Origin of the sequence: Halorubrum sp. CGM5_25_10-8B, from assembly GCF_005435095.1 — an archaeon.
In the GTDB taxonomy this organism is placed as follows: Archaea; Halobacteriota; Halobacteria; order Halobacteriales; family Haloferacaceae; genus Halorubrum; species Halorubrum ezzemoulense.
Genome location: NZ_SGTY01000001.1, coordinates 83,102 through 102,809, shown reverse-complemented (window position 1 = coordinate 102,809; position 19,708 = coordinate 83,102). Strand labels below are relative to the sequence as shown.

At 73.6% G+C, this 19,708-nt stretch carries 19 protein-coding genes; 6 read left to right on the top strand and 13 right to left on the bottom strand.

What is annotated here, in order from left to right:
- The first annotated feature begins 4 nt into the window (after positions 1-4).
- The gene (locus EXE51_RS00550; RefSeq protein ID WP_049929748.1) at positions 5-337 is read left to right on the top strand and encodes an uS10/mL48 family ribosomal protein; all 333 of its coding nucleotides are present in this window, start codon (positions 5-7) and stop codon (positions 335-337) included.
- Positions 338-421: 84 nt separating this feature from the next.
- Here EXE51_RS00550 and tgtA read toward each other — a convergent pair whose 3' ends face one another.
- From tgtA to EXE51_RS00510, 8 genes are all read right to left on the bottom strand, one after another.
- Positions 422-1,900 (bottom strand): tRNA guanosine(15) transglycosylase TgtA, encoded by a 1,479-nt coding sequence (tgtA, locus tag EXE51_RS00545; protein ID WP_049929749.1) that lies wholly within the window; start codon positions 1,898-1,900, stop codon positions 422-424.
- Positions 1,901-1,985: 85 nt separating this feature from the next.
- Positions 1,986-2,789, bottom strand: a complete 804-nt coding sequence (locus EXE51_RS00540; protein WP_094521263.1) for a Nif3-like dinuclear metal center hexameric protein — start codon at positions 2,787-2,789, stop codon at positions 1,986-1,988.
- 77 nt (positions 2,790-2,866) lie between these two features.
- Positions 2,867-4,207: a glutamyl-tRNA reductase gene (hemA, locus tag EXE51_RS00535; RefSeq protein WP_049929751.1), complete on the bottom strand. Its 1,341-nt coding sequence runs from the start codon at positions 4,205-4,207 to the stop codon at positions 2,867-2,869.
- Entirely contained in the window at positions 4,204-4,875 is a 672-nt protein-coding gene (locus EXE51_RS00530; RefSeq protein WP_049929752.1) for a bifunctional precorrin-2 dehydrogenase/sirohydrochlorin ferrochelatase, read from the bottom strand. The genes hemA and EXE51_RS00530 overlap by 4 nt, the downstream gene beginning before the upstream one ends.
- Before the next feature lie 31 nt (positions 4,876-4,906).
- Positions 4,907-5,992, bottom strand: a complete 1,086-nt coding sequence (locus tag EXE51_RS00525) for an Lrp/AsnC family transcriptional regulator (protein WP_137691848.1) — start codon at positions 5,990-5,992, stop codon at positions 4,907-4,909.
- 96 nt (positions 5,993-6,088) lie between these two features.
- Positions 6,089-6,556 carry a hypothetical protein gene (locus EXE51_RS00520; RefSeq protein WP_086220169.1) on the bottom strand — a complete coding sequence of 156 codons (468 nt, stop codon included), beginning with the start codon at positions 6,554-6,556 and terminating at the stop codon, positions 6,089-6,091.
- A 10-nt stretch (positions 6,557-6,566) separates the two neighbouring features.
- Positions 6,567-6,965: a 30S ribosomal protein S6e gene (locus EXE51_RS00515; protein WP_094521268.1), complete on the bottom strand. Its 399-nt coding sequence runs from the start codon at positions 6,963-6,965 to the stop codon at positions 6,567-6,569.
- 66 nt (positions 6,966-7,031) lie between these two features.
- Positions 7,032-7,775, bottom strand: coding sequence for a lipoate--protein ligase family protein (locus EXE51_RS00510; protein WP_089307742.1), 744 nt, complete (start codon positions 7,773-7,775; stop codon positions 7,032-7,034).
- Between the two features lie 137 nt (positions 7,776-7,912).
- On the opposite strand from EXE51_RS00510, the gene EXE51_RS00505 reads away from it, so the two are divergent.
- From EXE51_RS00505 to EXE51_RS00495, 3 genes are all read left to right on the top strand, one after another.
- Positions 7,913-9,589 (top strand): histidine kinase N-terminal 7TM domain-containing protein, encoded by a 1,677-nt coding sequence (locus EXE51_RS00505; RefSeq protein ID WP_137691847.1) that lies wholly within the window; start codon positions 7,913-7,915, stop codon positions 9,587-9,589.
- Positions 9,586-10,557 (top strand): hypothetical protein, encoded by a 972-nt coding sequence (locus EXE51_RS00500; RefSeq protein ID WP_137691846.1) that lies wholly within the window; start codon positions 9,586-9,588, stop codon positions 10,555-10,557. Before EXE51_RS00505 ends, EXE51_RS00500 begins: the two co-directional genes overlap by 4 nt.
- A gap of 75 nt (positions 10,558-10,632) precedes the next feature.
- A complete protein-coding gene (locus EXE51_RS00495; RefSeq protein ID WP_049929759.1) occupies positions 10,633-11,094 on the top strand; it encodes a PaaI family thioesterase in 462 nt (153 codons plus the stop codon).
- Here EXE51_RS00495 and EXE51_RS00490 read toward each other — a convergent pair.
- The 4 genes from EXE51_RS00490 to EXE51_RS00475 form a co-directional block, all read right to left on the bottom strand.
- Entirely contained in the window at positions 11,064-13,100 is a 2,037-nt protein-coding gene (locus EXE51_RS00490) for a molybdopterin biosynthesis protein (RefSeq protein ID WP_094521274.1), read from the bottom strand. The two genes, EXE51_RS00495 and EXE51_RS00490, sit on opposite strands and share 31 nt — an antisense overlap.
- On the bottom strand, positions 13,097-14,356 hold the full coding sequence (glp, locus tag EXE51_RS00485) for a gephyrin-like molybdotransferase Glp (RefSeq protein ID WP_094593458.1): 1,260 nt from the start codon (positions 14,354-14,356) through the stop codon (positions 13,097-13,099). The genes EXE51_RS00490 and glp overlap by 4 nt, the downstream gene beginning before the upstream one ends.
- Positions 14,357-14,464: 108 nt before the next feature.
- Positions 14,465-15,397 carry a PHP domain-containing protein gene (locus EXE51_RS00480; protein WP_137690331.1) on the bottom strand — a complete coding sequence of 311 codons (933 nt, stop codon included), beginning with the start codon at positions 15,395-15,397 and terminating at the stop codon, positions 14,465-14,467.
- Between the two features lie 87 nt (positions 15,398-15,484).
- Entirely contained in the window at positions 15,485-17,023 is a 1,539-nt protein-coding gene (locus EXE51_RS00475) for a universal stress protein (RefSeq protein ID WP_137691845.1), read from the bottom strand.
- A 194-nt stretch (positions 17,024-17,217) separates the two neighbouring features.
- Between EXE51_RS00475 and EXE51_RS00470 the strand changes: the two genes are divergently transcribed.
- A complete protein-coding gene (locus EXE51_RS00470) occupies positions 17,218-17,739 on the top strand; it encodes a nucleoside deaminase (RefSeq protein ID WP_049929764.1) in 522 nt (173 codons plus the stop codon).
- On the top strand, positions 17,736-18,839 hold the full coding sequence (locus tag EXE51_RS00465; protein ID WP_137691844.1) for a carbohydrate kinase family protein: 1,104 nt from the start codon (positions 17,736-17,738) through the stop codon (positions 18,837-18,839). The genes EXE51_RS00470 and EXE51_RS00465 overlap by 4 nt, the downstream gene beginning before the upstream one ends.
- Before the next feature lie 30 nt (positions 18,840-18,869).
- Here the strand turns inward: EXE51_RS00465 and EXE51_RS00460 are convergent, their stop codons facing one another.
- Positions 18,870-19,697, bottom strand: a complete 828-nt coding sequence (locus tag EXE51_RS00460; RefSeq protein WP_094494927.1) for a BtpA/SgcQ family protein — start codon at positions 19,695-19,697, stop codon at positions 18,870-18,872.
- Positions 19,698-19,708 lie beyond the last annotated feature (11 nt).

Here is a 19,708-nt window from a genome sequence, read left to right as displayed (position 1 = left end):
AGCCATGACCTTCGTCACGAAACTCCACTTCGCGTCCGGCGACCGCGACGTGCTCGCCGAGACTGTCCAAGAGCTCAAAGAGACGCTCGAACGCAAGGGCGCCGAGTGTAAGGGCCCGCACGCGAGCCCCTCGGAGCGCGTCACCGTGCCGCTGTACAAGGACCTCTCACCGGGCGACGAGTTCTCGCCGTGGCGCTACGACGTGTATCACCGCTCGATGGAGATCCACGGCGCCGACGACATCGCGCGGTCCGTCGTCGCGCGCGGCTTCCCCGACTCGATCCACGTCGAGGTCGAGGTCGGCCAGAAGAAACCGCTCGGTCACCGGCGCGACTGAGTCGCTCGACGCCGCCGAACCGACCGACGACTCCGGTCACGGCTGCGGTTTTCGCCGCGTCGGAATCCACGCGCCAGCGCCGGCTCAACCGAGCGTCCGGAGGTTCTCCGTCTCGACGCGGTCCGGCAGCCGCGCCAACGCGGCGTCGCACCACGCGTCGTGCCCGAGCGTGAGCGTCGTCTCCGGGTTCGCCGCCGCGAGCGCGGCCACACCCGCCGCCGCGGCGACCTGCGCCGCATCGTCGGTCCGCTCCGGAACCTCGGCGGTGAGCGGGTACGTCTCCGAGAGCGCGGGCGGATACGGCCCGAACGGTGGCTTCACGCGCCACACCGCGTCGTACGCGTGATTCGAGGGGGCCTTCGACTCGGTGAGCAGGAGGTCGTCGGGCGCCGCCAGCCGATCGAGTCGGTCGTGGTGTCGCATCACCTCGGGGCGACGGGCCGCCTCCCGTGAGGTGTAGAAGAACGCGTCCTTCGACCCGGGGTCGGTCCGCTCCAGTTCGTCGGCGTGGTCGAGCAGCGCGCGGTAGCCGTCGAGCATCGCCGGGTGGCCGCGGGCGCGGCGGTCGACCAGCTCCAGCAGCGTCCCCGAGCGGATCGCCTCCTTCACGCGGCGCAGTTCCTCGAAGGTGACGTGGAGGTTGTGCTCGGCGAGCAGCCGCTCCGCCTCGCCGTCGTCGAAGCCGCGGAGGTCCGCCGGCTCGTGGTCGGCGCACACGGGACACGAGCAGGGGAAGTAGTCGAGCGCTTCGAGGTGTTCGGTGCCCGAGACCGTCAGGTAGCGGCCGTCGCGGGCCATCAGCGCGTACGCGGCCGAGTCGAACAGATCGCAGCCAGCCGCCACCGCGAGCGCCAGCATCATCGGGTGGCCGGCCCCGAACAGGTGGACCGGCGCCCCCGGCCCGAGCCCGCGCTTCGCCGCGCGCACCGCCTCGACCACCTCGGCGTAGCGGTACGAGTTGAGCAGCGGCACCATCGCGCCGACCGGGAACACGTCGAGGTCGGTCGCGGCCGCGTGGCGCCCCGCCTCCTCGCGGAGGTCGGCGTACGTCGCCCCCTGGACCGGCCCGTTGACGAGCATCTCGCCGGTCTCGGCGGCCTCGGCATCTGCGAGCGCCCGCTTCGTCGTCTCGAGCTCTGACTCGGCGCGCTCGCGGTCGGCGTCCGGGGGCGTCGGCACGTCGACGGGCGTCGCCACGTCGCTGCCGATCTGTCGCTGGAACTCGATTATCTCCTCGGTCGTCACGTCGATGTCGCCGTACTCGGCCAGCTGGAAGGAGCCCGAGTCGGTCATGATCGCGCCGTCGAAGCCGAGGAACTCGTGGAGCCCCTCGTCGAGCACGCGGTCGCGGATGCGGTCCGTGCTGCGGATGATGTAGGAGTTCGTGATCAGCATCTCCGCGCCGAACTCCTCGCGGAGCCGCTCCGGCTCGATCGTGAGCACGTTGGGGTTGACCACGGGCAGGAGCGCCGGCGTCTCGACCGTGACGTCGGCGCGGGGGACCGTCAGCCGACCGATCCGCCCGGCGGCGTCGTGGTCCCGGATCTCGAAGTGATCGCGCATACCCGGACTGCGCGGACGCGAGCGGTAAGGGTTGCGTTCGGCGGCGAGCGCGCCCACAGGGGCCGCCGCCCGGCGCGGGCGGGGCTCAGAGCCCGGTCGGATGCGAGAGGTACGTCGTCTCGACGCCCCAGTCGGCGGTCAGCGACTCCAGCGCCCGAACGCCGAACGTCTCCGTCGCGTAGTGGCCGGCGAGGAAGACGGTCACCCCGGCCTCGCGGGCGTCGTGGTACACCTGTTGTTTCCCCTCGCCCGTGATCAGCGCGTCCGCGCCCGCCGCGACCGCTTCGTCGAGCCAGTCGACCCCGGAGCCGGTGACGACCGCGACCCGTTCGACCTCGTCGGGCCCGAAGTCCAGGACGCGCGTGGGCGACGGCTCGCCGTCCGGTTGGCCCTCGAACCCGTCGAGCGTCTCGCGGAGCGCGTCCGCCGAGCGCGGCGCCGCCGTCTCCCCGATCGTGCCGATCGTCACCGGGCCGATCTCGCCGAAGGGGTCGCGGTCTTCGAGTCCGATCTCGGTGGCGACGCCCGCCGCGTTGCCCAGTTCCCGGTGGCCGTCGAGCGGGAGGTGCGAGACGTACAGCGCGATGTCGTGCTCGATGAGCGCCGCGATCCGGTCGTGGACGCGACCGGTCACGCGTTCGATGCCGCCCCACGAGAGCCCGTGGTGGACCACGAGGACGTCGGCGCCCGCGTCCGCGGCGGCCTCGATCGTCGCCGTCGCGGCGTCGACCGCGAAGGCGACCCGTTCGACCTCGGCGGGTCCGGTGCCCGGGCTAGCGGCCTCGCCGCCCGGGCCGACCTGAAGGCCGTTCGCGCTCGCGTCGACGTCGGCGTACGCGGCCGTGTCGAGCTCCTCGTCGAGTCGGTCGACGTACTCGGAGAGCCTCATACCGGTCGGTGTGCGCGTCGGCGAATAAAGGGCGCGGAGCGGGCGCGGTCGAGAACGTCGGGGCCGGCGGTCGGGGGTCAGTCGTCGAGCTCCTCGGCGACGGAGTCCGGAACCGCGTCCGGGGAGCCGACCCCGGCGTCGGGAGCGTCCGACTCGACCGAGTCGCCCGTCTTCGGCGTGAAGTCGGGGTCGAACAGCCGGAGCGCCGTGCGGATCGTCTCCCAGTCGTCCTCGCCGGCCGCGTCTCGGAGCGAGCGCGTCGGGGCGGCGAGCAGCTGGCCGACGAGGGCGTCGGCGAGGTCGGCGACCGTCTGACGCTGCTCGTCCGTGAGGTCGCCCTGCGCCTCCAGCTTCGACATCGCGCGGTCGAGCTCGCGCGCCTTCACCCGGTCCGCGCCGGCGTACATCGCCGAGATGGCGTCGTCGGCGCGCTTGCGCTTGTACGCCTCGAGGATGCGGTCGAGCTCCGCGTCGATGATCGACTCGACCTCGCGCGCCTCCGCGGCGCGGCTCTCCCTAGTCCGCTGGGTCACGTCTTCGAGGTCGTCGATGTCGAAGACGGTCACGCCCTCGCGCGCGCCGGCCGCCGGGTCGACGTCGCGGGGCTGCGCGATGTCGATACAGACGACCCGGCCGGCGCCGTCGACGTACGACGGGTGGACGACGAGGTCGGGGCTGCCGGTCGCGGTGACGACGAGGTCGGCGTCGGGGACCACGGCGGGGAGGTCCGCGAGCGGCACCGCCTCCGCGGGCGTGTCGACCTCCTCGGCGACGAACTCCGCGTGCGGGACGGTGCGGTTCGCGACGACGATGTCCGAGACCGGCGTGTCGTCGAGCGCCCGGGCCGCGAGCGTCCCCATCTCGCCGGCCCCGACGACGACGGCCGAGCCGTCGGTGAGGTCGATCTCGTCCGCCGCGAGCCGGACCGCGGCGGAACCGAGCGAGACGACGCCCTCGTTGATCTCGGTTTCCGTCCGCGCCCGCTCTCCGACGTGGAGCGCCTTCGTCACGGCGTCCTTGAGGACGGGGCCGATGCCGCCGGCGGACTTCGACTCCTCGTAGGCCTCCCGCAGCTGCCCGATGATCTGGTCTTCGCCGAGCACGAGCGACTCCAGCCCGGAGGCGACGCGCATCAGGTGTTCCAGGCTCTCCTCGTGGTCGAGGCGGCGGACCGCGCCGCCGCGGACGTCCGGCGCGAACGTCGACAGCGCCGTCGTGCCGTCGACGGTCCGGTCGGTGACGACGTACGCCTCCGAGCGGTTACACGTCTGTACCGCGAACGCCTCTTCGACCCCTTCTCGCGCGAGCAGGTCGGAGACGGTCGCGCGGACGCCGTCGCCGCCGGCGGCCTCGATCTCGTCGACGGTCGCGTCGGCGTGGGCGACGCTCACGCCGGCGATCGCACCCGTCTCTCTCATCGGTCGAGTACCTCCTCGATCACGGTGTCGGCCTCTTGCCGTCCGTTGGATCTCCCCTTTTGTAAACCCTTCCAAACCCCCCGGGATCTGACAACGCGGCGAACCGCTTCCCGGCGTTTCTCGGGAGGTATACCCTCGGATTTCAGTTCCTCGCGGATCTCGCCAGAGAGCGCCGCCATCTCGCCCGCCCCCTCTATCTCGGCCTCGATCCGCTCGCGTAACGCCTTCGCGAGCGCGGGGCTGGTCCCGCCCGTCGAGAGCGCGACGGTCACCGGCTCGTCTTCCACCGTCGCGGGCACCACGACGCTCCCGGGGTCGCGACCCCCGGAGACGTCGGTCCGGTTGACCAAGATCCCGCGGTCGAGCGCGGCCGACTCCACGGCGGCGTTGACCGCGGCGTCGTCGGTCGCGGCGACCGCGAGCGCGGGACCGAGCCGATCGATCCAGCCGGCGACCGCGTCGGCGTCCGGAGCGGCGCGTAGCAGTTCGATCGCGGTGTCGCGCTCCGCCGCAGGGTCGTCGGGCGAGGGCAATCGCTCGTCGAAGTCGGGACTCACGACCACGACGCGCGCGGCCTCGTCGAAGCCGCGGGCCTTCCGCGAGCCGACGGCGCCGCCGCCGAAGACGACCACCGTCTCGCCCGCGAAGTCGTGGTACAGCGGCGTCACGGACGGCCTCCGGTCCCCGCGATTCGGGGAGTCACGCCGTGTTGCTGTCCGCCCGGTCCGCGATGCGGATACCGGTCTTCTTCAGGATGCGCGTCGAGAACAGGGTGTCCCAGTCGTCCGCGCCGACGTCCCAGTAGTCGTCCATCAGCTCCCTGACCTCGGCGATCCGGCGCTCGCTCTCGGCCTCGGTGCGGCCGTGCGTCATGGCGAAGAAGTTGTACTCCCAGACGCCGGCGTGGCGCGGGCGCTCGTAGCAGTGCGTGACGAAGCCTAGGTCGGCGACGGCGGGGCCGACCTCGTCGAGGGCGTCTTCGGGCACGTCCCAGACGGTCATCCCGTTCTCCGTGTAGCCGAGCGCGTAGTGGTTTGGGATGACGCCGACGCGGCGCACCTTCCCCTCCCGCTCGAACCGCTTGATCGTCTCGATCACCCAGTCCACGTCGGCGCCGACCGCGGCGGCCACGTCCGCGTACGGCGTCTCGATCACCGGGAGCCCGCCCTGGATCTCGACGACGAGGTCGCGCTCGTCGGGCGTCAACGTTCCGCGGTCGCTGGGCGAGACGTCGGGCCCGAGCCCCGAGAGGTCCACGTCGCCGTCGGGGACCGGCCCGTCGACGAGGAACTTCGCGCCGACGTGGAACTCCCGGAGCTTCGGGAGGTTGTACGTCTCCTGGCTCGTCGCGTCCTCGATCTCCGCGAGCACCTCCTCGACGCGGTCGCTCCCGTCCTTGTCGGGGTCCGGGTGGTCCGCGACGCTCACCACGAACCACATGTTGAGGTGCGGGTGTTCCCGCTCGTAGTTGTGTGCGACCGCGGTGAACTCGTTCACCGTCTCCGCGACCTCGTCGTAGCGGTCCTCGGGCGCGTGCATCGCGACGAGCGAGGCGGCGCCGCCGATCTCCTCGGCGTTGACGAGCGCGCCGAACCGCGAGAGGATCCCCTCCTCGTCGAGCTCACGGACGCGCTCGCACAGCTCCGGTCCCGTCACGTCGACGCCGCGCTCGCGGAGCGCGGCCGCCGCCGCGTCGAAGGGGCGCTCCGCGACCGGGAAGCCGCCCTGGAACGCGTTGATGATCGCGCGGTCGAGCGCCGTCAGGTCCGCGTCGACCTCCTGCATGGACCGATCTCGGGGCCGCGCGAGAATAAGCGATCCGACCTGACGCCGCGCCGCCGCGGCGGAGGGTGACCGTCGACGCCCGGCGCGCTCCGGGGGCTACCCGTCCACGTCGCGGGCGATGTCGGCGAGCGACGACCGCGGCCCGCGGTCCGCGTCGTACACGGTCCGCTCGCCGGGGATCCGCAGCCCGTACAGCTCGCCGGACACCACCACGTCGAGGACGACGCTCTCGCCCGGCTCCCGGCCGTTCGCGTCGAGCCACTCGACCAGCCGGTTCGTCCCCTCGCCGGACTCGCGCGCCAGCCGCCGGTTGTCGAACGCGCCGCGGAGGAGCCGCCCGCGCGAGTCGGCCGCGACACGCGCGTGGTACTCGTCGCGACCGATCGCGACGCGGATCAGGTCCCCCTGACTCACTCCGAGCGCGTCGCAGGTCCCGGACTCGACGCGCCCGTCGAGCGCGTCGTCGTCGGGAAGTCTGACGCAGGGGCGGCGAGTGCCGCCGCTCCGGGCGAGCGAGACGCGAACCGAGGAAACGTCCTCGCCGTCGGAGGGAACGCGAGGCATCGAAGCGCCGTTACTCGTCGGCGTCGGCGTCGCCCTCGCCGAGCGCGGCCGCCACGTCGCCGTCGCCGTCGACGACGCTCGCGTTGATCTGCGCGATGTCGTCGTCGACCTCGCGGCCGCGGACGGTGATCCGCTTGCGCTCGCCCTCGCGGGAGGGCTCGAAGCCGACGCCACCCTCGAGGAGGAGCTCCTTCAGGCGGGTGCCGGAGACGTCTTCGCGCATCGGGCGCCCGGTCTCGTCGGAGCCGCCGGTGAGTTCGATCGTATGGTCGGAGAGCCCGACGGCGTCGCCGCCGATCTCGTCGCCGAGTTCGCGACCGAGGAATCGGTTGGCGTCCTGTCCGTCGACCTCTCGCTGGAACGTCTCGCCGGTCTCGGGGTCGGCGACGACGACTTTGAATTCGGCCATGCCCGAACGCAGACCCCCGCGCATAAAAAGCACGTCGAAACGTCGGAACCGCGCGCCGCGCAGCGCTCAGTCGGCTGCCCCGCCGACGCGCACGATCCGGCGCTCGCCGTCGCCCCACGGCCCCTCCACGAACGCGGTCTCGACCGCGCGGGCGACGGCGTCGGGGTCGTCCGGACCGCCGGCGTCGGCGACGCTCCCGACCGAGCCGGGATCGAACGGCAGGCCGAGCGCGTCGTAGACCGGTTCGGTGACCGACGCGATCGGCGCGGCGTCCGCCGCCGAGACGACGAGGACGCCGGCGACAAGCGCCGCGTCGGCGCGCACGCGCTGCGCGAGCCCGGCGACCTTCCCGCCGCCCGCGGCCCCGCCGGTTTCCGTCGCACCGGCCCCAGCGACGCGCAGGGAGTGCTCGCCGGGGCAGAACGCGGCCGGGGGCTCGCCGCGGACCACGTCGGCGCCGAGGTCGCGGAGCGCGTCGCGGAGCGTCTCGGTCGCGGTCTCGTACCGCGAGTCGATCGACCCCCGGTCGCCGCCGGTCGGTACTGCGACGCCGAACGAGAGCGTCGACCCGGTGTACGCGACCGCGCGACCGCCCACGTCGCGCTCGACGGCAGGGAATCCGGCCGCGCGCGCCGCCCGCTTCGCCCGGTCGAACCCCGGCTCGCGGGCGTCCCGCCGGCCGAAGGCGACCTGCTTCGGCGGCGCCGTGACGCGGACGGCCGGGACCCCCTCCGCGGCCGACGCGAGCAGGTCGCCCGCCGGCTCCCGGTCGGCCGCCGGGGTCGCGAACTCGCCCCTGTACACGCGCATGGACGTGCCGACGGCGGCGGCACACAAGCCCCTTGCGCCGAGCGCGGTCGCTCGGGGCGGGGAGAAACCGAGGGCCCCGGGGGGCGCCGGCGCGTGACACAACAGTTTTGTCGGCGCTGGAAGTGGTACCGGTATCGATGAGCGACCTGAGCGCCCTGCCGGTTCAGGCGTACCTGACCGCCTGCCTGCTGGCCGGCGTCATCGGGCTCTGGCTCGGTCGGGTCGCGTGGCGGGAGCGCGACGAGCCCGGCGGCCTCGAGGTCGCGCTGTACCTCCTCAGCGGCGGCGGCGCGTCGCTGCTGTACGGCCTCCAGATTGCCGCGTCCGGTGAGCTCGCGATGCGCGTCGCGCTCAGCCTCGCGACGCCGCTCCTCGGCGCGCTTCCCGTCCTCTGGATGGCGTTCGCGCTGGCGTTCACCGGGCGCGAACGCTGGCGGACGGAGAACCGGATCGTCGCGCTCGCGACCCCCGCGTTCGTCTGGGTCCTCCTCGCGTGGTCGAGCGGGACCCACGGGCTGGCCCGGCGCTCCGTCGCCCCCGTCGCCGACGGCCCGTTCACGCTGCTCGGATACGGGTTGGGTCCCGCCGGCGGCGCGTTCGTCCTCTTCGCGTACGCGCTGTGTCTCGCCGGCGCGTCCCTCGTCGTCGACCTCTACGACCGGACCGGGAACCGCTACCGGCTCCAGACGTTCGTCGTGCTGCTCGGCACGCTGTTCCCGTTCCTCGCGGGGGCCGTGACGTTCGTCGACGTCGGGAGCTACGGGGACCTCTCGTGGCTGCCGACGGCGTTCGTGATCCACGGCGTGTTCCTCTACGGCACCGTCTTTTGGCTCGGCACCCTCGACGCCGCGGTCGTCGCGCGCGACACCGCGGTCGAGGTGATGCAGGACCCGGTGATCGTCTCCGGCTCCGACGGGCGGATCCGCGACCTCAACCCCGCCGCCGAGTCGCTCCTCCCGCCCGACGCGGTCGGCTCGTCGCTGTCGGACGTGTTCCCGCGGCTGGAGTCCGGCGTCGAACACCCGATCGCCATCGGGGACCGCGAGTTCGACATCCAAGAGAACCCGATCACGGACCCGCGCGGGACCGACCGCGGCCACGTCTTCCTGCTCCGCGACGTGACCGCGCGGGAGCAGCGACAGGCGGAACTCGAACGCCGGGAGGCGGAGCTCGAACGGCAGAACGAGCGGTTAGAGGAGTTCGCCGGCGTCGTCTCGCACGACCTGCGAAACCCACTCGCCGCCGCGTCTGCGGCCGTCGAGCTGGCCCGCCAGCGCGACGGCGACCCCGACGGCGCCTTAGAGCGGGCCGCGAACGCCCACGAGCGGATGGACGACATGATCGAGGGGCTCCTCGCGCTGGCGACGGCGGGGGAGACGGTCGACGACCTCGACCGGGTCTCGCTGGACGGGACGGTCAGACGCGTCTGGTCGCGGCTCGAGACCGCCGACGCGACGCTGACCGTCGAGGGCGACGCGACCGCGTTGGCCGACCGCGACCGGCTCGAACAGCTGACCTCCAACCTGTTCCGCAACGCGATCGAACACGCGGGAGAGGACGTGGCCGTCACGGTCGCTATCACCCGAGGCGGCGACCGGGCCGCGCTCTCGATCGGCGACGACGGTCCCGGGATCCCGGCCGAGGAGCGCGAGCGAGTCACCGAGCGCGGCGTGTCGCTCGGCGGCGGCACCGGGCTGGGGCTGGCGATCGTCGGCGACATCGCCGAGGCGCACGGCTGGACGCTCTCGGTCACCGAGTCCGACGCCGGCGGCGCGCGGTTCGTGATCGAGGGGATGGAGGTCGCCGACCCGTGACCGACCCGCCGGAGGCGACCGTCACGCTCCCCGCGGAGGTCGTCGAGCAATACGAGAAGTTCTCGCGGTTCAACTCCCCGTACCCCGCCCACGAACGCGGTCGCGCCGTCGACCTCTACCCGGGCGACGGGGTCGGCCGCTCTCCGGTCGCCGGGACCGTCAGCGCGGTCCGCACCGTCGGCTGTCCGGACCGCCCGTACGCGGCCGACGAGGACCACCTGATCGTCGTCGGCCTCGACGACGAGTGGTGTGCTCGCGCGGGCGCGCCCTCCGGCACCGTCGCGCGGATCCTCCACGTGATCCCGGCGGTGGCGCCGGGCGACCGGGTCACCGTCGGCGACGCGCTCGGCCCGACGACCCGCTCGGGCTTCTTCGGCCAGTGGGTCGATGACCACGTCCACCTCGGGTTCCGCCCGCCGGACGCGAACCCCCTCCGAGCGAGCGGGTCGCTCCCGGTCGCCGCGGACCTCCCCGTGGAGCCGGTCGCGTGGGACGGGACCGGAACCGTCGTCGAGCGGGGGCCGACCCACGTCGTGCTCGCCGGCCCGCGGCGGACCGAGCCCGGACCGTCGTTCGCGGCGCTCGCGAGCGACGGGGGGGTCCCGCTCGACGGCGGGCTGACGCACTACGCGGGCGGCGGGACGTTCGCGGCGAGCGACGCGACGCCCGGCGAGGACGGAAGAGACGAGCGACGCCCGCGGTCGGGCGACGCGGTGTCCCTCCTCGGGACCCGGATCGGAACCGCGGCCGCCCACGGCGGGGGGTCGTCCGGGGCGCCACGGGTCGAGTGGGGGGCGGTCGACGTCCGCGCGAACGGCGATCGCATCGTGGGGCTCTCCCTGTTCGCCGCGCGCGGCGAGCGCTTCGGCGTCAAGTTGGTCTGTCCGGACCGGTCGTTCGCGATCGGCGAGTCGGTGACGGTCGAGCTCGTGCCAAGCGACGACCCGATCCGGCTCGGCGTCGGGTGAGCGAGGCCGTCAATCGATCGCCGGTTGTCGCCCGTTTCCGGGGGGTACAAGCCGTCCCGGGACGACCGGCGGGACATGGATCAGACGGACATCGCGGAGATGGACCCGCTCCCCGACGCGGCGACGCGGTTCGTCGAGCAAAAGTTAGAGGACGAACACGGCTACCTCTCGTGGCTGAACACGTCGGTCGAGACGGTCGAGCGCGGGCGCGTCGTGCTCTCGATCCCCTTCGACGAGAAGCTCACGAACACGGACGGGCAGACGATCCACGGCGGCGTGGCGGCGACGCTGATTGACACGGCCGGCGGCGTCGCGCAGCGCACGACGTTCGAGGACCCGCTCGACGGCGGCGTCGCGACGGTGAACCTCAACGCGAACTACCTCCGCCCCGCGACCGGCGACCTCCGCGCGGAGGCCGAAGTGATCCGGGCCGGCGGCTCCATCGGCGTCAGCGAGATGACCGTCACCAGCGGCGTCGACGGGGACCGCGGCGAGGTCGTCGTCGGTCAGGGATCGTTTCGGCTGTTCCGCGAGTAGCCCGGGAGGTCGGCGAGGATCGCGTTGATCCCGCCGCGACCGCCGTCGCCGTCGAGTGCGGCCGCCAGCGCCGCGACCGGCTCGCGGCCGGCGCGATCGGGGGCCGCCCTGACGACGACCGACTGCTCGCCGAGCGGGACGAACGCACAGCCCAGCCGTTCCGCCGTCTCGCGGAGCCCGAGCCCGGCGTCCGCGTCGCCCGCGACGACCGCGCGGGCCGGGCTCTCGAACGCCTTCGCGGTCCGCTCGTAGCCGTCGATCCGCTCGGCGAGGTCCCGGCGGTCGGCGTCGCGCTCGTCCGCGAGGTCGTCGAGCGCCGTGTCGAGGCTCCGACGGAGGCCCGAGACTGTCGGCCGGTTCCGGAAGCGGAGGTCGCGGTCGACGAGGTCCGCGATCCCGGTCACCGCCTCCGGGTTGCCGTCGGGGACGACAAGCCCCCACTCGCGGGTCCAGCCGCCGAGGGCTTCGGCGCCGACCTCGCGGTCGGTCGGTCCGGCGGTCACCGCCACGTCGGGGACGCCGTCGCGGAGGCGGCGGTGCCCCTCGCGCGAGCCGACGGCGAGGTACCGCGGGTTCGCGAGGCGGTCGAGCAGGCGGTTGAGCGCGGGGTCGTCCTCGCCGACGCCGAGCAGCGTCGGCGGGCGCACGTCCGGCGAGAACAGCTGTACCTCGACCGCCTCACCGGCGTCGAGGACCTCCGTGTCCGGGTCGACCGCGACGACGCCGTCAGCCTCGACGAGGCTCGTCGTCGCGCCGGACCCCTTGTCCACCGGGTAGACGAGCGGGGGGGCGTCGTCGTCTAGGTCGAGCAGGCCGACGGGCATCAGCCGGAGACGGCCCTCCGAGTAGCGCTCGCTCACGCCCATCCGCCCCTCGACGGTCGCCGTCGCGGGCTCGGGCTGGCCGGCGGCGTCGCGGATCGCGGGCGCGACGAACGTGCGAAATATGGTGAGCGCGGACACCGGGTAGCCGGGGAGGCCGACGTACGCGGACTCGCCGACCGAGGCATCGTTCCGGGCGGCGTCCTCGCCGACGCCTTCGTCGCCGTCGCCGTCGCCGCCGTCGGAGCCGCCCCGGTCGAGCCGGCCGATCAGCATCGGCTTCCCGGGCTTGACCGCGACGCCGTGGAGCAGGAGCTCCCCGCGCGCCTCGATCACGCGGTAGATGACGTCGACCGCGCTCGCCGAGGTCGACCCCGACGAGAGCACGAGGTCGCACTCGTCGGCCGCCCGGCGCAGCAGCCGCTCCATCTCGTCGTAGTCGTCGCCGGCGTGCGGGTAGAGGACCGGCTCGCCGCCCGCCTCCTCGACGCCGGCGGCGATCGTCGTCGAGTTCACGTCGTAGATCTCCCCGCGGTCCGGGTTCAGCGCCTCGCCCGGGCGGACCAGCTCGTCGCCGGTCGAGACGATACCGACCCGCGGCCGCCCCTCGACCGGGACCTCGTCGACGCCGAGCGCCGACAGCAGCCCGATCTCGCGGGGCGTCAGCCGCGTGCCCGGTCCGAGCGCGCGGGCGCCGGCGGCGATGTCGGTCCCGGCTGTCATCACGTGATCGCCCGGCGCGACCGACGTGCGGACAGCGATCCGCGAGGGACCGTCGTCGTCGACCCCGTCCCCGCCCGAACCGAGCTCGTCGGTGCGCTCGACCATCACGACCGCGTCGGCGCCGTCGGGCATGACGGCGCCGGTGGAGATCTCCGCGCAGGTCCCCGGCTCGACGGTCACGTCGGGCGCGGCGCCCGCGTGGACCGCGCCGACGAGGTCGAGTTCGGCGGGATCCGCCTCGTCCGCGCCGAAGGTTTCCCGCGCGCGGACGGCGTACCCGTCCATCGACGCGCGGTCGAAGCCGGGCACGTCGATCGCGGCGTCGACGCGCTCGGCGAGAACGCGACCGCGGGCGTCCGCCAGCGAGACCGTCTCCGGGGTCGGCGACAGGTCGAGCGATTCGATCGCCTCGCGCGCGGCCTCGGGGGTCGCGAGGTCCCGGAACTCCTTGCGGTCGCTCATTCCGTCACCTCCCACAGTTCGACGTCGACCGACTCGCCGGCGTCGAGCCCCTCCCGCGGCTCGGGCACGACCACCCAGCCGTCAGCGAGCGCGACGCTGGAGAGGATGCCGGAGCCGCTCGCGCGGGTCGGCGTCGCGGTCGGGAGCGCGTCGTCGACCGCCGCGTCCCCGTCGGGGCCGTCGTCGGGACCCGAAAGTGACACGCGCGCGAAGGTCCGTACACCGGGCTCGCTCGCGACCTTCCGGCCGAGCGTCGCGCGCCGCGTCGGGAACGGCTCTACGTCGGCCCCGCCCGCGCGCTTCATCGCGGGGCGGAGGAACTGCGCCGCGTTGACGATACACGCGACCGGGTAGCCGGGCAGCGACACGATCGGCGTCCCCTCGGCGCGGCCGAGGCAGACTGGGTGCCCGGGCTTCAGCGCGACGCCGTGGACCAGCACCTCGCCGAGGTCGCCGACGACCTCGGGGATCAGGTCCCGCTCCCCGACCGACGAGCCGCCGGTGGTGACGACCACGTCGGCGTCGAGGTCGGCGGCGACGGCCTCGCGCAGCGCCTCCGGGTCGTCGGTGACGACGTCGCGGTAGCGCGCCTCGCCGCCCCAGCGCTCGACGAGCCGGGAGACGGTGAGCCCGTTCGTCTCGATCACCTCGCCGGGGCCGGGATCCGACTCCACCAGCTCCTCGCCGGTCGGAATCACGGCGACCTCTGGCGGCTCCCGGACCGTGACGGTGTCGAAGCCCACCGAGCGCAGCAGGCCGAGGTCGGAGGGGCGCAGGGCGTGGCCGGGCTCGTAGAGGCGCTGGCCGTCGGCGACATCCTCGCCGGCCTCGCCGACGTTCTCGCCGGTCGCGACCGCCTCGAACACCTCCACCTCGCCGCCGACCGACTCGACCTGTTCGATCATCACGACCGCGTCCGCGCCCTCCGGGACTGCGCTGCCGGTGTGGACCCGAGCGGCCTCGCCGGGCGCGACCGCGTCCGCCTCGGCGGGCTTGGCGGTCAGGACCGCCGGCGATCGGTCGCCGGCGCCGAAGGTGTCGCTCGCGCGGACGGCGTACCCGTCCATCGCGGCGCGGTCGTACCCCGGCACCGGCGCCGGCGCGTCGATCGGTTCGGCGACGACGCGGCCGTCGGCCGCCTCGACCGGGACCGTCTCCGTCCGGTCGTTCGGCGCGACGGCGTCGAGCAGCGTCGCCCTCGCGTCCGCGACCCGGGTCCGCCGCTTGAACCCGGACTCCCGTCTGTCGTGGCTCATGCTCACACATTCGCGGCCGCGGGCAAAAACCCCGTTCTCCGCGGGCGCCGTCGTTCGGATCCTCGGTCGCGGCCGCTCGCCGACGCCCCCGGCCGCCGACGCGCCCGGTCAGGCGAACCACGAGAGGAACCGGCGAGTCCGGTGGACCGACTGGAGGGCGGCGACCTTCGCGGCCGTGAGCGCGCCGAGGGTCGTCCGCCTGGTGGCCCGAGCGCCCCGGGCCGCGCCGGTCCGCGCGTAGTACCCGGACCGGCGTCCGGCGGCGCCGACGTAGTGTTTCGCCGCCATTCGGATCGGCGCGCGCCGGCCGTCGACGGTCGTCGTGCCGCGGCGGATCGCCGTCAGCACGTCGTCCGCGGTGACCTCGCCGACCGACTCTCGCCCCTCGATCGTCAGCTCAGTGAACGCCCGGCCGACGTACTGGAGGTGGTGCGCGTCGCTCGCGGCGACCCCCGGGTAGCCGTGGGTCGCCGCGAACCGCCGCGCGCGTCGGTTGCGGTACCCCGTGAACAGCCACGCGTTGAACACCTCGACGGCGTCGACCTCGACGCCCGGCGCGGCGGCCCCGGCCGCGTCGACCGCGTCCTTGTCCGGCAGTTCCGCGTCCACGCCGGACGTTTCGGCGTCCGGCGCTTCCCCGCCGGAGCCGTCGCCCGATCCGGGCGTCGGGATGTCGCGCTGACGGACGCCGTGGCGCGAGCGCTGAAACGGGTGGGGAACGATCGCGACGCCGCCCTGCTCGTGGATCCGCCGGACCGTCTCGGCGTACGGCTCGCCGCGCGGCGGCATTCGATCGACGCCGATCGCCAGCAGGTGGCCGTGCGCGGTCGACACCTCCACGCCGGGGATGCCGATCAGCCCGTACTCGGCGGCGGTCTCCGCGGCGCGTTTCGACTCGCGGATCACGTCGTGGTCGGTGATAACGACCGCGTCGAGCCCGATCTCGGCCGCGTGTTCCAAGATCAGATCGACCGGCTCGTGCCCGTCGTAGCTGTCCTCGGAGTGCACGTGCGGGTCGATGCTGACGGTGACGCGGGACACGACCGAACTACGCGGCGGGAGGTATATAAATGGAGGAGCGGCGGCGGTTGGCCGAGAAGGGATCCGTCGCGCGCGCCGTCGACGGTCTCACCCCTCTCGTAACACCCGCACCTCGTGGTCCGCGTTCCCGCGGTCCACGATGGCCACGTCGCACTGGACGTCCTGGATGCGCTCGAAGGTCGGCGGAGAGACGAGCCGCGAGGCCGCGGAGCGGTCCCCACTCGACCCCATGAGGACGAGGTCGTAGGCGTCCGCGTTCGCGCCGAGAAACGCCGTCACCTCCGACCGCGCGACCCGCGTCTCGACCGGCCCTGTCGTGGTCTCGACGAGGTTCGCCAGCTTCGTCTCGGCCCGTCTGCGCTCGGACTCGGCGTCGATACAGGTACAGACGCTCACCCCGCCGCTTTCGCCGGCCAGTCGCTCTGCAAAGTCGATCATCGCGTGCGCCGAGTCGCCGGGCCGGGCGACCAGTACGAGGACGCGCCGCCAGGTGTGGACGCCCGTCGTCGACCGGAACGCGACGGCGTCGAGTGGACCGGCGAAGACCTCCCGGCCGAACGGCGAGAGGAGGCCGTCTTCGGTCTCGTACGGCGTCACGATCAGGTCCGAGTTCGTCGCGCGGGCGGTCTCGACGGCGACCCGGGCCGGATCGCCGTCGGCCGCGACGACCACCTCGCACGGCACGTCGAACCGGGCTCGGATCTCCGCGGCGTGAGGTTCGAGCCGCTCGACCGCCGCCGCCGCCGCTCGGTCCGAGACCTCCTCCTCGAAGTCGCCGTCGAACGACGCCCGCACCGAGTCCGGGAGGTCTCCGGGCGTCGCGGCGCCGTGGTCGGCGGACACTGCCCGCTCCGCGACCGCCATCTCCGCGTCGTCGACGATGTCGAGGAGGACGACCTTCCCGGCATCGTGGGCGGCCGCGAGCCGCGCGCCGAAGAACGCGGTCGCCTCGCTCGTCTCCCCCCGCATCGGCACCAGGACGTGGTCGTCAGCCTGCGTGGTCCCGTAGAGGTAGCGAGCGCGCTCCTCGTAGAACCGCGTGCGCCAGACGGTGAACGCGCCCGCGACGAGACTGCCGGAGACCGCGACGGCCACGACGTAGGCCGCCGCCGGGTCGACGGTGGTGCCGAACACGAACACCGCGTCGCCGCGCGCGCTCACGAGGACCAGAAGCGCAGTCGAGAAGGCGGCCGGTTCCTCGACGCTGGCCAGCCACGTCAGGCCGCCGCAGAGCATGATCGACAGCCCGGCGCTGAGCGGACTGATCGCGCCGGTCGAGACGCCGCCGACACCGAGCAGCGAGAGCTCCAGCGCGGCCCACCCCGCGAGCGCCCCCGCCACGAGCCCACCGACAAACGTTCTCGGCGAGGAGTACTGTCCCTGCGGGTCGGAGAAGAGCGTGTAGGCTCCCGACGCCAGCGGCGGGAAGAGGAGAAACGAGAGGTCGGTCAGGTTCGTTATCTGAGTGACGAGCGCGATGAGCATCGGCACGAGCAACAGCGTCGTCAGGTGGAGCAGATTGCTCGTGTCCTCGGCCCACTGCCGGAGTTCCGCGAACTCCCGGCGTTCGATCCGACGTGCCCGTCGGCGAGCGGCGCCGAGTTTCGCTCGCAGCCTGTCCAGCATTACTCTTGCTTCGCTCGTGGCGGTCAAGAGCGTGGCGGAGCGTCCGACGCGAACGCCGAGCGTGACCCCGACGCGCGTCGGCGACGGAGACGACGCGGACCGAGACGCCTCGATGGGGAACCGAGCTCGCCGGACGACGACCGCACGCAGCCGGCGGTACCAACCGTTAGGTTCCCGGAGGCGAACGGGGACGTATGACCGACGCGGACGACGCCGGCGATCCCAGTGAGTTCCGTGACCTCGACGACCTGCCGGACGACCCGACCGACCGGGAGTACGTGGAGCGAACGATCCGGCTCGCCAAGGAGGCGGTCGAGGCCGGAAACACCCCGTTCGGCGCCCTGCTCGTGGTCGACGGCGAGGTCGTCAGCGAGGCGCGCAACGAGACGCGGACCGAGGACGACGTGACGGCGCACCCGGAGCTGACGCTCGCGCGGTGGGCCGCGCGGGAGCTCGACGCCGACGAGCTCGCGGACTGTACCATGTACGCCAGCACGGAGCCGTGCCCGATGTGTTCGACCGCGATCCACTACGCGGGGATCGACCGGGTCGTCTTCGGCGTCGACGGCGAGACGCTCGGCGAGCTCTCCGGCGGCGTGGTGCCGATCCCCTGCGAGGAAGTGGTCCGGCGCGGCGGCGGGGAGACGAGCGTCGAGGGACCGATCGCCGTCGACGCCGCGATGGCCGTTCACCGCCCCTTCTTCGGCGAGTCGTGACGGCGGAGTCAGATGCGAGCGACGGCGGAAGCGGTGGTTCGCCGGCCGTCCTCTGCGTCGGGGCCGCCGCGATAGACGAGTGGTACGCGGTCAGCAACCTCCCGGAGCCGGACGGCGGCGCGTTCGCCCGGGAGGTCACGTCCGCGTTCGGCGGCGTGGGCGCGAACGTCGCGGTCGCGCTCGACCGCCTCGGCCGCGACGCGGGGCTCGTCAGCCGCGTCGGCGACGACGAGTACGGCCGGAGAGCCCTGGAGTACCTCGGCGAGACGGGCGTGGACGGGACGCACGTCGCGGTCGGCGACGACGCCCACACCCGGTCCTTGATCCTCCGCGACCCGGATGGGGAGCGCGCCATCGTCACCGCCGGCGAGAGCTTCCGCGGGCTCCGCCTCGACGGCGACGCGCTCACCGCGATGGCCGACGCCGACGCGGTCTTCCTCACCGCCTACACGCCTGACAGCGTGGCGCGGCGGGCCCTCGACCGGGTTCGGTCGCTCCGCGAAGCCGCCGAATCAGGCGAGTCAGGGAGCGACCCGCCCGCGCTCGTCTTCGACCTCTCGGGATCCGTCGAGGAGCTAGTCGGGCGCGGCACGGAGCCGGCGACGGTCCACCGGTTTCTCCATGAGGCCGACCTGTTCGTCGCGGACGGCGTCGCCGCGCCGGCGTTCTTCGCGTCGGCGAACGCCGCGGTCAAGCGGGTCGCGAGCGCGCATACCCGAGCGGCCGAGTCGGCGCCCTCACCCGGGCCCGAGTCGCGGTCGCGGGGTGGCCCGACGTGGCCCCGCGCCGTCCTCACGCACGGCGCCGACGGGATGACGGCGATCGCGGGCGGCGAGGTGTCCGAGTTCGACGCGTTCGACGTCGAGACGGTCGACGCGACCGGCGCCGGCGACGCGTTCACCGCCGGGCTGATCGACCGGTGGATCGCTGGAGCCCCCGCGGGGCCGTCCGCCGACCGTGACGGCGTCGCTGGCGGCGTCCGGTTCGCGGCCGCGATCGCCGCGATCAACTGTACGAGCCGGTTCACGCAGCCCGGGCTCCCGACGCGGAGCGAGGTCGAGGCGTTCCTCGCGGACCGCGGCGTCGACGTCGGCCGGTAGGGGACCCTCCTCCCGATCACCGCGCCCCGCTCACCGAACCGCGTCGGCGGCGTCGACGAGGTCCGCGACGCGGTCGGCGTCGACCGGGGCGGTCGTCTCGCCGCCCCGTTTCAGCGCGGTGCCGACGATCGCGCCGTCGGCGACGTCGAGCAGGTCGGCGACCGTCTCCGGCGTGACGCCGCTGCCGACGAGGACGGGCGTGTCGAGGCCGTGGCGCTCGCGCTCGGCGACGACCGACCCGAGGGCGTCGGTATCGACCGCCTCGCCGGTCCCCGGCCCGGAGGCGATCACGGCGTCGGCGAGGCCGCGCTCGGCGGTGTCGGCGAACGACTCGGCCGTGTACCCCGCGGGCGTCAGCGGGGCGGAGTGTTTCACGTCGGTGTCGGCGAAGACGCCGACGTCGACGCCGAGGCGGTCGCGCAGGCGGAGCGTCTCGTGGGCGCGCCCCTGGACGATCCCCTGGTCGGTGACGCGGGCGCCGGTGTGGACGTTCACCCGGACGAAGTCGGCGCCGACCGCGGCGGCGACCGAGAGGGCGGCCTCGGCGTCGTTCCGGAGGACGTTGACCCCGAGCGGGAGGTCCGTCTCGGCGGCGACCGCGGTCGCGGCGCGGGTCACGCCGGCGACGACGTGCGGCGGGACTTCGTCGGGGTAGAAGGGGGCGTCGCCGAAGTTCTCGATCACGATCCCATCGACGCCGCCGCTGTCGAGCGCGCGCGCGTCGCTCGCGGCCCGGTCGACCGCCGCGCGCATCGCCTCGCGGCCGTCGTCGGGCGCGTTCGGGGCACCGGGAAGCGGCGGGAGGTGGACCATGCCGAGCAGCGGCGCAGCGGTGTCGAAGGTGGATTCGAACTCCATTCTCGGGGACG

Bases quoted from the DNA above. Each gene is read 5' to 3' on its own strand.
- EXE51_RS00550 (WP_049929748.1), top strand. From the start codon at position 5: ATGACCTTCGTCACGAAACTCCACTTCGCGTCCGGCGACCGCGACGTG.
- tgtA (WP_049929749.1), bottom strand. From the start codon at position 1,900: ATGCGCGATCACTTCGAGATCCGGGACCACGACGCCGCCGGGCGGATC.
- EXE51_RS00540 (WP_094521263.1), bottom strand. From the start codon at position 2,789: ATGAGGCTCTCCGAGTACGTCGACCGACTCGACGAGGAGCTCGACACG.
- hemA (WP_049929751.1), bottom strand. From the start codon at position 4,207: ATGAGAGAGACGGGTGCGATCGCCGGCGTGAGCGTCGCCCACGCCGAC.
- EXE51_RS00525 (WP_137691848.1), bottom strand. From the start codon at position 5,992: ATGCAGGAGGTCGACGCGGACCTGACGGCGCTCGACCGCGCGATCATC.
- EXE51_RS00520 (WP_086220169.1), bottom strand. From the start codon at position 6,556: ATGCCTCGCGTTCCCTCCGACGGCGAGGACGTTTCCTCGGTTCGCGTC.
- EXE51_RS00515 (WP_094521268.1), bottom strand. From the start codon at position 6,965: ATGGCCGAATTCAAAGTCGTCGTCGCCGACCCCGAGACCGGCGAGACG.
- EXE51_RS00510 (WP_089307742.1), bottom strand. From the start codon at position 7,775: ATGCGCGTGTACAGGGGCGAGTTCGCGACCCCGGCGGCCGACCGGGAG.
- EXE51_RS00505 (WP_137691847.1), top strand. From the start codon at position 7,913: ATGAGCGACCTGAGCGCCCTGCCGGTTCAGGCGTACCTGACCGCCTGC.
- EXE51_RS00495 (WP_049929759.1), top strand. From the start codon at position 10,633: ATGGATCAGACGGACATCGCGGAGATGGACCCGCTCCCCGACGCGGCG.
- EXE51_RS00490 (WP_094521274.1), bottom strand. From the start codon at position 13,100: ATGAGCGACCGCAAGGAGTTCCGGGACCTCGCGACCCCCGAGGCCGCG.
- glp (WP_094593458.1), bottom strand. From the start codon at position 14,356: ATGAGCCACGACAGACGGGAGTCCGGGTTCAAGCGGCGGACCCGGGTC.
- EXE51_RS00475 (WP_137691845.1), bottom strand. From the start codon at position 17,023: ATGCTGGACAGGCTGCGAGCGAAACTCGGCGCCGCTCGCCGACGGGCA.
- EXE51_RS00470 (WP_049929764.1), top strand. From the start codon at position 17,218: ATGACCGACGCGGACGACGCCGGCGATCCCAGTGAGTTCCGTGACCTC.
- EXE51_RS00460 (WP_094494927.1), bottom strand. From the start codon at position 19,697: ATGGAGTTCGAATCCACCTTCGACACCGCTGCGCCGCTGCTCGGCATG.